Origin of the sequence: Pseudomonas sp. P42 (assembly GCF_017973755.1) — a bacterium.
Taxonomy (GTDB): domain Bacteria; phylum Pseudomonadota; class Gammaproteobacteria; order Pseudomonadales; family Pseudomonadaceae; genus Aquipseudomonas; species Aquipseudomonas iridis.
In genome coordinates this window covers 206523-221095 of sequence record NZ_JACOPU010000009.1, presented here as the reverse complement: position 1 = coordinate 221095, position 14573 = coordinate 206523, and the positions used below count along the sequence as shown (strand labels likewise).

The window sequence follows — 14573 nt, the reverse complement described above, 5'->3', positions numbered from 1 at the left end:
CAACGCACAGTGCATGTAGGCGCAGATCCGCTGAGGGTTGATCTGCGTGCTCGCCAGCAACGTCAGACTGAACGCATCACCGAGGTCATCCACGCTCAGGGTCAGCGGATAGTTGGTGCGCTCCTCGGAATGCAGGGTGGCAATGCCCGCCCACGCCGCCAGCGTTTCAGCGCTGGCCGTGGTGACGTTGTGACTGTGGCGGTAATTGAGCAGCGTGCTGAACAACGGCGTCGGCGCGACCACGTTGCTGCAGCGCTGGGCGAGTGCCAGCGGCGCGTATTCATGGCGCATCAGCGTGGTCAGCCGCTCATGGGTGGCGTTGACGGCGGCGCGCACGTCGGTGCTGTCGACATTCACCCGCAACGGCAAGGTATTGATGAAAATCCCCAGCGCCCGGTCGACCGCTTCGGCGCCTTGCATGCGCCCCATCAGCACCGTGCCGAACACCACCTGTTCCTTGCCGGTCAACGCCGCCAGTACCTGCGCCCAGCCGAGGTGAAACAGGCTGGCGGCGCTCACCCCGAGCTGGCGTGCCTGGGTGCGCAAACGCTGGCCCAGCAGCGCCTCGATCGGTTGGCTCAATTCGGCAATCCCGCTGCCGTCACCCTGCACGTCTTGCAAGCCGTACGGCAACGTCGGCTCATCGATGTCGCTGAGCATCTCGCGGAAAAACGCCTCATGCTCGGCTTCGCTGACCCCCAGGCGCGCCTGCGCCACGTAATTGCGAAACGGCACCGGCTGCCCCAACAACTCGCGCTGCCCGCTGAGACAGGCGCGCATTTCATGCCGCACCACGTCGAGTGCCGAGTGGTCGAGGGCCATGTGGTGGAACAGCAACGTCGCAATCACTCGTTGCCCGGCGTCATCCCAGGCATGGGCCAAGCGCATGAGCGGCGCACGGCTGACGTCGAGACGAAAGTGTCGGGCGTCGAAACGCTCGTGCAGGTACGCCAGCACATCGCCGTCAGCGTCAGGGACCTCGACCTCTTCCACCGACAGCTCGGCACGGCGCCAGACCATCTGCACCGGGGCATCCAGGCCTTGCCAGTGCACCGACGTGCGGAGAATGTCATGGCGATTGATGACGCTTTGCAGCGCCTGCGCGAAAGCCTGAAAACGTTCGCGGCTGGCAAAGGCGAATTGTGACTGCATCACATACGGATCGCCTTCGCCGCCACTGACGTGGTGATACAGAATGCCTTCCTGTAACGGCGCCAGCGGGTAAATGTCCTGCACATTCGCCGCGCCGCCGGGCACTTGCGCCACGAGGGAGTCGATGCTGGACTGATCCAGCTCGACCAGGGTCAGCATCGACGGTGTGATCTGCGTGGCGTCGGCCGCTATGCCGTTGGTCGGCACCTCGACCTGGCCGGCCTTGGTCGCCGAGTATTGCCCGGCCTTGATCAGTTCAATCAGCGCCGGTTTGTGTTCGCGCAACAGCGCCAGCAACGCCGGATCGCTCAAGGCCTGCTTGTTGCCGTTCACCCGAAGCTGATCATCGGTGACCGCCAGCTGGATGTCTTTAGCCTTCAATGTGGCCAACAGTTCGATCACGTTCACAGGACGATCTCCATTCGCTCGGTAATTGCGGCGTAGCCAGCCAGGGTCGGATGTTCGAACAACGACCTGACATCGGCTTCCATGCCTTCCTGACGCAACCGGCCGATCAGACTGACCGCCAGCAGCGAGTGACCACCCAGCTCAAAAAAGTGGTCATGACGCCCTACCCGTTCGACATTGAGCAGCTCACCCCACAGCCGTGCGAGGGTGATTTCGACTTCGCCGACCGGGGCTTCGTATTCGCGTGTTTTCAGCGCGCCCTGGTCCGGTGCCGGCAACGCCTTGCGGTCGAGTTTGCCGTTCGGGCTCAGCGGCAAACTGTCGAGATGCACGAACACCGCAGGCACCATGTAGTCCGGCAAATGCTCCAGCAATTGACTGCGCAGCACGTCGATTGCCAGGCATTCGCCGGTGTAATACGCGACCAGACGTTTGTCGCCGGGGGCGTCTTCGCGGGCCAGCACCACGGCTTCCTGGACCCCAGCGATCTGGGTCAGGCGTGCCTGGATTTCGCCCAGTTCGATGCGCAAGCCGCGGATCTTCACCTGATCATCATTACGGCCCAGGTACTCGATGTTGCCGTCAGGCCGATAGCGCGCGACGTCACCGGTGCGGTACATGCGTCCCTGCGGGTGAAACGGATCCTCGAGGAAACGTTCGGCCGTCAGCTGCGGCCGGTTCAGATAACCGCGCGCCACCTGCACACCGGCAATGTACAGTTCGCCAATCACGCTTTGCGGCACTGGCTGCTGTTGCGCATCAAGGATGTACATCCGGGTGTTGGCGATCGGTTTGCCGATCGGCGTGTTGTCCGGGGTTTGCTCGATCGATCCGGCGCAATCCCACGCGGTCACGTCGACGGCTGCTTCGGTCGGGCCGTAGAGGTTGTGCAACGCGCAACCCGGCAATTGCCGTTTGAAACGCCGCACCAGACTGCCCGGCAACGCCTCGCCGCTGCACATCACCTGACGCAGACTGCTGCTGCGGGCGGTGTCGCTGTTGGCGAGAAACACATCGAGCATCGACGGCACAAAGTGCAGCGTGGTGATGTGTTCACGTTCGATCACTTCGCTCAGGTAGCGCGGATCCTTGTGCCCACCGGGCTGCGCCATGACCAGTCGCGCGCCGGTCATCAGCGGCCAGAAGAACTCCCACACCGATACGTCGAAGCTGAACGGGGTTTTCTGCAACACCGAATCGGCCGCCGTCAGGCGATAGGCGTCCTGCATCCACAGCAAACGGTTGACCACACCCGCATGCTCGTTGACTACGCCTTTGGGCTGGCCGGTCGAGCCGGAGGTGTAGATCACGTAGGCGCTGTGCTGCGGTGTCAGCGCCGGAATTTGCGGATTGTCGGCAGACAACGCTTGCCAAGTGTCCTGGTCAAGATCGACCGCCGCTGTGGCGATGTCCCCCAGCAACGCGCGGGTCGCCCCGTGCACCAGCACCACGGCCGGCGCGCTGTCCTCGAGCATGTAGGCAAGGCGCTCCGGCGGATAGGCCGGGTCTAGCGGCACATACGCGGCGCCGGCCTTGTTGATCGCCAGCAAGCCGATGACCATTTCCAGGCTGCGTTCGACGCAGATTGCCACCCGCGCATCCACGTGCACACCAAGGCTGAGCAAGTGCCGGGCCAAGCGGTTGGCGCGCTCGTTCAACTGCGCGTAGCTCAATGCCTGGTCACCAGCGACAACGGCCACAGCCTGCGGTGTACGTTGCACCTGCGCTTCGAACAGGCCGTGCAGCGTTTGCTGCAAATCGTAATCGACGTCGGTGTGGTTGAGGCCGAACAGCAACGCCTGCCGGTCCTCGTCCGACAACACCGTGAGGCGGTTCAACGCTTGCTGTGGGGTGTGCTGCAATGCTTCAACCAGTGCAATCAGCGCGTTGTGCATGTACTGGCCGATGCGTGCCGCACCAATGCGCGACGGCGTCATCACGGTCAGTTGGAAGCCGCTGCCCAGATCGTCGACGTTGAGGGTCAACGGGTAATTGGTGCGTTCCTCTCCGGCCAGGGATTCGATGCCCTGCCAGGCCTCGCGCTTGTTATTTTGCTGAGCTTCGCTGTCGCTATGACGGTAATTGAGCATCGCGCTGAACAGGGGTGACGGCGCCGCGACACCGCTGCAACGCTGGGCCAATGCCAGCGACGCATGTTCGTGAGCCAACAGCGCGCTGAGCCGCGCATGCGTCGCCTTGACCCCGGCGCGCACGCTGGTTTCGTCGACATCCACGCGCAATGGCAGGGTGTTGATGAACATGCCCAGCCCGCGATCCGCGCCCGCCCCGCCCTGCATTCGGCCCAACAGCACCGTACCGAAAACCACCCGCTGCTGAGCGGAGGTTGCCGCCAGCACCTGTGCCCAAGCGAGATGGAACAGGCTGGCGACGCTGACGCCAAGCAACCGCGCCTGGCTGCGCAAACGCTGCGCTACCTCGGCGGGCAGCGGCAGGCAGGCTTCCTCGATGTCGTTACCGTCGCCGTGCACATCCTGCAGGCCAAAGGGCAGTGTCGGTTCGTCGATGTCGCCGAGCATCTCGCGGAAGAACACCTCGTGCTCCCGCTCGCTGACGCCAAGGCGGGTCTGCGCGACATAATTACGGTACGGCACAGCGGCCTCCGGCAGCCGCTCATCACCTCGCAAAATCGCCTGCATTTCAGCGCTGACCACCGCCAGCGCGGTGTGGTCCATGGCGATGTGGTGGAACAACAGCATGGCAACCACGCGCTGATTGTCCGGATCAAGGGCATACACCAGACGCAGCAACGGTGCCTGGCCCAGGTCCAGACGCCAGTGCCGCGCATCGAAGCGCGCGCGCAGTTGATCGATGGCATCACCCTGCGCGGGCTCCAGCGTCACGGCTTGGACCGGCAACTCCACACGGCGCCAGACCACTTGCACCGGCGCCGCCAAGCCTTGCCAGAGCACGCAAGTGCGCAGAATGTCGTGGCGCGTCATGACCTGACGCAACGCCGCCGCGAACCCTTGAAAACGCTCGAGGCTGTCGAACGCCAGACACGATTGCAACAAGTACGGATCGCCCTGCGCGGCGCTGAGGTGGTGATACAGAATCCCTTCCTGCAACGGCGCCAGCGGATAAATATCCTGCACATTGGCCGCACCGCCCGGCACCGTGGCGACGATGCGCTCGATGCTGGCCTGATCCAGTTGCACCAGCGGCAGCAAGTCCGGGGTGATGTGCGTGCAACCGGCCGCAATCAGATTCTCCGGCACGGCGACCTCGCGACCACTGCCCACCGCTGCGGCCAGCGCGGCCAGTGTCGGTTGGCTGAACAGCACGCGCACGTCGGTGCTCAGATCGGCCTGACGCATGCGTTCGATCAGCGTCACCGCCAGCAACGAATGCCCGCCCAGCTCGAAGAAATTATCGTGACGGCCGACCTGTTCGACGTTGAGGACTTCGGACCAGATCTGCGCCAAGGCCATTTCCACCGCGCCTTGCGGTGCAGCATATTCGCGGCTCAGCCACGCCGTTTGATCCGGCTCTGGCAAAGCCTTGCGGTCGAGTTTGCCATTGGCGGTCAGCGGCAGTGCTTGCAGACGCACGTAAGCGGCGGGCACCAGGGCTTGCGGCAACTGCGCTTGCAGATGACGGCGCAAATCCTCGATCTCGACGCTCAGACGTTCGGTAAACCACGCCAGCAACTGCCCGTCGCGCACCAGCACCACGCAATCCTGTACGGCTTCATGACCACTCAACGCCGCTTCGATTTCGCCCGGCTCGATGCGCACGCCGCGCAGCTTGACCTGATCATCGTTACGTCCCAGGTACTCGATATCGCCGTCAGACAGCCAGCGTGCGAGGTCGCCGGTGCGGTACATGCGCGCCTGCGGTGCGTCGCTGAACGGGTCGTCGAGGAAGCGCTCGGCGTTCAGCTCGGGGCGATGCAGATAACCGCGCGCCACACCGGCACCACCCACATACACCTCGCCGGCGACGCCGGCCGGGACGGGGCGCTGCTGGTCGTCGAGCAGGTAAACCTTCGCGTTGGCCATCGGCCGGCCGATATGCAGCACCTGCCCGGCCTCCACCGCGCCGGAGGTGGCAACCACCGTGGCTTCGGTCGGGCCGTAGTTATTGATCACCGAGAAGGTCTGCTCACGCGGGAACTGGCGCAATTTGTCGCCACCGATCAGCAACGTGCGCAAGGTCGGGTGGCCGAGGTTGCGACTGAAGGCGTATTCGGCGACCGGCGTGGGCAGAAAACTCACCTGCAGCGGCTGCGCACGCCACCACGCCAGCAACTCGTCCAGATGCTCGTTGCTCACCGCTTGCGGCGGCAGATGCAGGGTCGCGCCGACACACAGCGCCGGCCAGACCTCCCACGCCATCGCATCAAAACCGAAACCCGCGACACTCGCCGTGTGGCTGCCGGCGTGCAGGTCAAAGGCGCCGTTGTGCCAGTGCACGAGGTTTTTCAGCGTCGCGTGTTCGACCATCACGCCTTTCGGCTGGCCGGTGGAACCCGAGGTGTAGATCACGTAGGCCAGATGCGCCGGGGTCAGCGTCGGCACCTGCGGATTGGTATCCGGCAGATGCGCCCAGTCACAGCCATCGAGATCGATCACCGGCGCGGCACCGAGCAGATCTCGCGTCGAGGCCTCGGCCAGAACCGCCAACGGAGCGCTGTCCTCCAGCAGGTAAGCAATGCGTTCCGCCGGGTATGTCGGGTCGATCGGCACATAACCGGCGCCCGACTTGAGGATCGCCAGCAGCGCCACCAGCATCTGCGGGCTACGCCGCACGCACACCGCGATGCGGTCGTCTGGTCGCACGCCAAGGCTCAGCAGATGGTGGGCCAGACGGTTGGCGCGCTGATTGAGCTGGGCATAGGTCAACGCTTGCGTGCCCTGCACCACGGCCAGCGCATCCGCCCGTTGCGCCGCCTGAGTCTCGACCAGCGCATGAAGGGTTGCGCCACGGGGAAACGCGACGGCACTGCGATTAAAGTCGACCAGCAGTCGCGTCAGCTCGGGCAGCGACAGAATCGGCAGCTGATTGAGTGGCGTCCGGGGCTGATGCTCCAGCGCTTGCACCAGATGTTCCAGTGCAGTGTGCATGTAGCTGGCGATGCGTTGTGCACCGATCTCGGCGAGCGCCAGTACGTCCAGGGCAAAACCGTCGCCCAAATCATCCACCGACAAGGTCAGCGGATAATTGCTGCGCTCCTCGCCGCCGAGCATGCGCACGCCTTGCCAGATCCCCTGGCCGTCTTGCGGCTGTTGTCCAGCAGCGCTGTGCCGGTAGTTGAGCAAGGCGCTGAACAGCGGCGCGCAACCCTGCATGCCGCTGCAACGCTGGGCCAGCGCCAGCGACGCGTGTTCATGAGCGAGCAGCGCCGTCAGCCGCGCGTGGGTGGCTTTCACCCCGGCGCGCACACATTCAGCGAGATCAACCCGCAGCGGCAGGGTATTGATAAACACCCCCAACGTGCGGTCGGCGCCCTCACCACCCTGCATGCGCCCCATGAGCACGGTGCCGAAGACCACGTCGTGGCGGCCGGAGACCACGCCCAATACCTGCGCCCAGGCCATGTGCATCAGGCTCGCCGGGCTGACGCCCAACTGCCGCGCCTGTTCACGCAGGCGCCGATTGAGCGCGGCATCGACCGGTTGCAGCGCTTCTTCGATGCCGCGCCCGTCGCCCTGAACATCCTGCAGACCGAAGGGCAAGGTCGGCTCGTCGATATCGCCGAGCATTTCGCGGAAGAACGCCTCGTGTTCCTGCTCATCGGCGCCCTGGCGTGCTTGCGCCACGTAATTGCGGTACGGCATCGGCGGCGTCAGCGTGTCGAGTTGATCGAACATCAGCGCGTGCATTTCCCGGCCGATCACGTCCATGGCGGTGTGGTCGAGGATCGAGTGATGGAACAGCACGATAGCGACGACTTGCTGGTGCAATGGATCCTCGGCGTAGACCATGCGGATCAGCGGCGCGAGGGTCAGGTCGAGACGGTAATGCCGCGCATCGAATTGCGCGTGCAACTGCTCGAGAATGTCGCCGTTCTGCGCAGCCAGCGGCACGTGCTGCACAACCATCTGCGCCACGCGCCAGACCACCTGATGCGGGCTTGGCAAACCTTCCCAGACCACACTTGTGCGCAGAATGTCGTGACGGGCGATGATCTGCTGCAAGTGCTCGGCGAAGCTGTGCAGACGTTCAAGACTGTCGAAGGCCAGACGCGATTGCAGCAGGTACGGATCGCCCTGCTCAGCACTGAGATGGTGATAAAGAATGCCTTCCTGCAACGGTGCCAGCGGATAGATATCCTGTACGTTAGCCGCACCGCCCGGCACCGTGGCGACGATACGATCGATACTGGCCTGTTCCAGCGTGGTCAGGGTCAGCATGTCCGGGGTGATGTGCGTGCAATCGGCGGCAATCAGATTGGCCGGCACTGCGATTTCCCGGCCACTGCCCAAGGATCGCGCCAGTGCGGCCAGGTTCGGCTGATTGAACAGCACCCGCACATCGGCGCTCAGACCGGCCTGACGCATGCGCTCGATCAGGCTCACCGCCAACAACGAATGGCCGCCGAGTTCGAAGAAATTGTCGTGGCGGCCGATCTGTTCGATGTTGAGTACGTCGGCCCAGATCTGCGCCAATGCGATCTCGACCGGACCTTGCGGCGCTTCGTACTCACGGCTGAGCCACGCGTCCTGATCCGGCTCGGGCAAGGCCTTGCGATCGCGTTTGCCGTGGGCGGTCAGCGGCAGGCTGTCCAGGCGCACGTAAGCCGCCGGAACCAAAGTGTCTGGCAATCGCGCTTGCAGGTGACGGTGCAAATCGCCGATCTCGACAGACTCGATTGCGGTGAACCAGGCGACCAGACGTCCATCGCGCACCAGCACCACGCATTCGCGCACCGCGTCGTGAGCGCTCAGCACCGCTTCGATTTCGCCGAGTTCTATACGCACGCCGCGCAGTTTCACCTGATCATCGTTACGCCCCAGGTATTCGATATTGCCGTCCGCCAGCCAACGCGCGAGGTCACCGGTGCGGTACATCCGCGCGTACGGCTCATCGCTGAACGGGTCGTCGAGAAAGTGTGCCGCGGTCAGTTCCGGACGATTCAGATAGCCACGCGCAACCCCGGCGCCGCCGACATACAACTCGCCTGGAACGCCGGTCGGCACCGGTTGTTGCTGAGGGTCCAGCAGATAAATCCGGGCATTGGCTATCGGCCGGCCGATGTGCAGAACCCGCCCGGCTTCGACGCGTCCGGAAGTCGCCACCACCGTGGCTTCGGTCGGGCCATAGTTATTGATCACGTCAAATGTCTGCTCACGGGGGAATTGCCGCAGCTTGTCGCCACCGATCAGCAGCGTGCGCAGGGTCGGGTGCCCCAAATCGCGGCTGAAGGCATATTCGGCCACCGGGGTCGGCAGGAAACTCACCTGCAACGGTTGGGCGCGCCACCATTCCAGCAGTTCATCAAGGTGTTCATTGCCGATTGATGGCGGCGGCAGGTGCACGGTCGCACCGACACACAACGCCGGCCAGATTTCCCAGGCCATGGCGTCGAACCCGCAACCGGCGACGCTGGCGGTGTGACTGCCGGCGTGCAGGTCGAAGGCGTCGGCGTGCCAGTGCACGAGGTTTTCCAGGGTCTGATGCTCGACCATCACGCCTTTCGGCTGCCCGGTCGAACCGGAGGTATAGATCACGTAGGCCAGATTCGCCGGGGTCAGCCTCGACGGTGTTGGGTTGGTGTCAGGCAAGTGCTGCCAGTCGCTGGCGTCCAGATCGATCAATGGCACGGCGCCGAGCAGCTTCCGTGTCGACGCCTGCGCCATTACCGCGATCGGGTCGCTGTCCTGCAACAGGTAGGCGATGCGCTCTGCCGGATAATCCGGATCGATCGGCACATAACCCGCGCCGGCCTTGAGAATTGCCAACAACGCAACGAGCATGTCCGGCCCGCGACGCAGGCACAGCGCAACACGATCGTCGACTTGCACGCCGAGGCCGATCAGGTGATGGGCGAGGCGATTGGCGCGTTGGTTCAGTTCGCTGTAGCTGAGCTGTTGCCCGCCCTGCACCACCGCCAGCGCCTCGGGATGCGCCGCCACTTGCGCTTCGAACAGGCGCGGCACGGTCTGCGCCGGCGGGAATTCACGACCGCTGATATTGAAGCCGACCAGCACCCGTTGCCGCTCGCTCGGCGACACAATCGACAGCTGCTGCAACGGTGCCTGCGGCGTGTACTCCAGCGCCGTGACCAGACTGTGCAACGCGGTTTGCAAGAAATCGCAGACCCGCGCGCCATCCACCTGCGGCACGGCTTGCACGCTCAAGCGGAAACCTTCGCCGAGGTCATCGACGCTGACCACCAACGGATAGTTGCTGCGTTCGCGCGAACTCAGAATCTGCACGCCATCCCACGTTACAGTGGTCGAATCCGGCGCACTGTGGCGATAATTGAGCAACGTGCTGAACAGCGGCATCGCGCCCGCAACACCGCTGCAACGCTGGGCCAGGGCAAGCGAGGCCTGCTCATGCCCAAGCAGTTGCGCCAGACGCGCATGGGTTGCATGCACGCCGTCCTGTACCGACCCGGCACCGACGCTGACGCGCAGCGGCAACGTATTGATGAACATACCCAGTGCCCGATCAGCCCCCGCGCCACCCTGCATGCGCCCGAGCAGCACCGTGCCAAACACCACATCTTGCTGGCCGCAAATCTGCGCCAGCACCTGAGCCCACGCCTGATGCACCAGACTCGCCACGCTGACACCCAGCCGCCGCGACTGCTCGCGCAGACGTTTGCCGAGGCTGGCGCCCAGCTCTGCATGACTGTCTTGAATGTCACTGCCGTCGCCATGGACATCCTGCAAACCGAACACCACGGTCGGTTCGTCGATGGCGCCGAGCATCTCGCGGAAAAATGCCTCATGCGCCTGGTCATCGGTACCGAGCCGCGCCTGCGCCACGTAATTGCGGTATTGCACCGGAGCCGGCCGAACAATCTGCTCACCGAGCATGACGTCATTCATTTCCGCAATCAGCACCTCCAGCGCGGTGTGATCAAGGACGATATGGTGCAGCAGCAGAATGCCGATCCAGCGGTTGTGCGCTTGATCTTCGGTGTAGACAAACCGCATCAGCGGCGCACGGTTCAGATCCAGACGATAGTGGCGCGGATCGAAACGCGCCTGCATCTGCTCCAGCACATCGCCGTCGAGTTCATCGGCATCGACCCGTTCCAGCGCCAGCGGTGCCTCGCGCCAGACCACTTGCACCGCTTCTGCAAGACCGTCCCAGACCACGCCCGTGCGCAGGATGTCGTGACGCGCGATCACCGCGTTCAGGGCACGGACGAACGCCTTGATCTGTGGCAGGCCTTCGAAGGCAAATTGCGCCTGTAACACATACGGATCGCCGGCGTTGGTGGCCAGGTGGTGATAGAGAATTCCTGCCTGCAAAGGGGCCAGGCCATAGATGTCTTGCACGTTGGCGACACCGCCGGGCACCGTCGCGATAACGCGGTCGATGGCCGTTTGATCCAGATTGGCCAGCGGCAACATGGCCGGCGTGATGCGCGAGCAACCTGGCTCGATCAGGTTATCGGGAACGAAGATGGCGCGTTCGCTGCTCAAGGTCGCGGCCAGTGCAGCCACGCTCGGCTGGCCGAACAGCACCCGCACGTCGCAATGCAAATCGTGTTGGCGCATGCGCTCGATCAGCTTCACCGCCAACAGCGAATGACCGCCGAGCTCAAAAAAATTGTCATGCCGGCCAACCTGCTCGACGCCCAACAGGGTCTGCCAGATTGTCGCGATGAGGTTTTCCACTGCGCCGACCGGCGCCTCGAAACCACGGTGGGCAAAGGCCTCACTGGCAGGTGGCGGCAAGGCTTTGCGATCCAGTTTGCCGTTAGCGGTCAGCGGCAATGCTTCAAGCCGCACGAAGGCGCTGGGGACCATGTATTCGGCCAGCGACGTGAGCAGGTGATCACGCAATTGCGCGATCTCGACTGCACCGCCCTCATCGGCCAGCCAGTAGGCCACCAGTCGCTGATCACCGGGGCTGTCTTCACGGGCAATGACCACCGCTTCGCGCACACCTTCGCAGGCCGACAGGCGCGCTTCTATCTCGCCCAGTTCAATACGGAAACCGCGGATTTTCACTTGGTCGTCGTTACGTCCAAGGTATTCGAGGCTGCCGTCTGCGGCCCAACGTGCCAGGTCGCCGGTTTTGTACAGGCGCACTTCGGGCTGATGGCTGAACGGATCAACGATAAAGCGCTCGGCGGTCAGCGCCTGGCGATTCAGATAACCGCGAGCCACCCCGGCGCCGCCGACGTACAACTCACCGATCACACCGGTCGGCACCGGTTCGCGCTGGGCATCGAGAACATACAGTTGCAGGTCAGGAATACGCACGCCAATCGGGCTGACGCCCACCATGTGCGCATCGGCGGCCTGCAACGGGCGATAGGTCACGTGCACGGTGGTTTCGGTAATGCCGTACATGTTCACCAGTCGCGTACCAGCATTGCCGACCCGCGCATACCAGGGTTTGAGCAAGCCTGGCTCCAGTGCTTCCCCGCCGAAAATCACTTCGCGCAACGAGTGCTGCAACGGGCTGCGGTCTTGCGCGGCGATCAATTGCCGGAAGGCACTTGGCGTCTGGTTGAGCACGGTCACGCCGGTTTCGCAGAGCATCGCGTAGCAGTCGTCCGGCGAACGGCTGACGGCATGCGGCACCAACAGCAATTGCCCGCCGAATGCCAACGCCCCCCAGATTTCCCACACGGAAAAGTCGAACGCGAAAGAATGGAATAGCGCCCAGATGTCTTGTTGATTGAACTGAAACCAGTCATCGGTGGCGGTGAACAGCCGCGCCACATTGCGATGCTCGACCATCACGCCTTTGGGCAAACCGGTGGAGCCGGAGGTGTAGATGACGTAGGCCAGATGCGCTGCGGACAATTCTGCAACGTGCGGGTTGCTGTCGAGTTCAGCCTTGAGATAGCTGCTGTCGAGGTCGATCTGCGGCACGTTGAGATCGACCACGCGGTACTGCGTCGCCGCCTGCATCAAAACCGCCACTGGGGCACTGTCCTGCAAGGTAAAGCTGATTCTGTCCAGCGGATAGGCCGGATCGATCGGCACATAGGCGGCGCCAGCCTTGAGCACACCCAACAGGCCGATGATCATTTGCGGGCCACGTTCGACGCAGATGGCGACGCGGTCGTCCGGGCGAATGCCCAGCGCCAGCAAGTGGTGCGCGAGCTGATTGGCGCGGCGATTGAGCTCGCCATAGCTGAGCGTCTGCCCGTCAAAAATCAGCGCCGTGGCATTGTGTCTTGCCTGCGCGTGGGCTTCAAATTGCTGGTGGATCAGCGGTGTATCGGCGAACTGAGCCAGCGCTGAGTTGGCGCCGCGCAACAGCTGTTCGCGTTCGCTGGCCGGCAGGATGTTCAGGTGATGCAGCGCTGCATCGGGGCTGTTTTGCAGGGCCGCGACCAGACTTTCCAGCGCCGTGTTCAGGTAAGCAACCATACGCTCGGCACCGAGCACAGCATCCGCCAGTGCGGTGATGCGCAAGTCCGCGCCGATGTCATCGATGTTGATTGTCAGCGGATAGTTGGTGCGCTCGCGCGCGCCCAAAACCTGCACGCCTGGAGCAATCTCGATGACGTCAGCGACTTCTTCGGCGCTGCTGTGACGATAATTCAGAATTGCGCTGAACAGCGGCGTCGGCACCGCCACTGCGCTGCAACGCTGGGCCAGGGCCAGTGGCGCCTGTTCATGTGCCAGCAACGCAGTCAACCGTCGATGGGTCGCCAGCACGCCGGCGCGCACGCTCTGCGAACCGACATCGACCCGCAGCGGCAAGGTGTTGATGAACATCCCCAATGCCTGCTCGCCGCCCTCGCCCGCGTCCATTCGCCCCAGCAACACGGTGCCAAACACCACCGCTGTGCGCCCGGACAATTGCCCGAGCACCCGCGCCAGTGCCAGATGCGTCAGGCTCGCGACGCTCACCCCGAGCTGACGCGCCTGCTCGCGCAACTGCTGACTCAAGCCGCGGTCGAGCAGCCACCGGGCTTCCTCGATAGCGTGGCCGTCGCCCTGCACATCGTGCAAACCACACGGCAGCGTCGGCTCGTCGATATCGGCGAGCATGTCGCGGAAAAATGCTTCCTGCGTCTGTTCGTTGCCCGCCATGCGCGCCTTGGCCAAGTGGTCGCGATAGGGCACGGCCGGGGCGACTTGCGCGGTCTGCCCGAGCAGATACGCCTGAACTTCCCGGCGCAGCACATCCAGTGCCACGTGATCCATGATCATGTGATGAAACAGCAGCAGCGCCACCACACGCCCCTGCGCGGGATCCTGCGCATATACCATGCGCAGCAACGGCGCCTGTTGCAGGTCGAGTCGAAAATGCTCGGGGGCGTGGCGCTCAAGCAGTTGCGTCAGCGCATCGGCGCGGCTGTCGACGGTGACTTCCTGGCAAACCAGCGGCGCCTCGCGCCAGACCACTTGCACGGCTTCGTCCAGGTATTCCCAGACGAATGAGGTGCGCAGAATATCGTGACGTTTGACCACCCAACGCAGCGCCTCGGCGAAGGCATCCAGCCTTTGTCGGCTGTCGAATACAAAGCGCGCCTGGGAGATGTAGGGATCGCCGTCGGCGGCCGAGAGATGGTGATACAGCATGCCTTCCTGCAAGGCGGACAACGGATAAATATCCTGCACATTGGCCGCACCACCCGGCACCGTGGCGACGATGCGGTCGATGGTCTCCTGGCTCAGGTTGACCAGCGGCAGCATGTCCGGGGTGATGCGAAAGGCCGGGCTCAACCAGTCGCCGCCATGGCTGGCGACCAGCTCCAGCAATTGCGCCTTGTGCGCAGCGAGGCTGTCCCACAACGCGTCATCCAGCGCGTCGTCGCTCCCCAGAATGACCAGGTCTTCATCATCCTGTTGAAGGCGGATCGCATGGGTCGAAATAACAGCCATCAGTTCGCTGAATTGCAT

General features: G+C 63.6%; 2 protein-coding genes (1 of these 2 only partly in view). Both read right to left on the bottom strand.

Annotated features, from left to right (window positions below):
* On the bottom strand, window positions 1-1560 hold the beginning of the coding sequence (locus H8B20_RS26595) for a non-ribosomal peptide synthase/polyketide synthase (protein WP_210625074.1). The gene continues 16287 nt to the left of window position 1, outside the view; only the first 1560 of its 17847 coding nucleotides appear in the window; it begins with the start codon at window positions 1558-1560; the stop codon falls past the left edge of the window.
* Window positions 1557-14573: a non-ribosomal peptide synthetase gene (locus H8B20_RS26590; protein WP_210625073.1), complete on the bottom strand. Its 13017-nt coding sequence runs from the start codon at window positions 14571-14573 to the stop codon at window positions 1557-1559. The genes H8B20_RS26595 and H8B20_RS26590 overlap by 4 nt, the downstream gene beginning before the upstream one ends.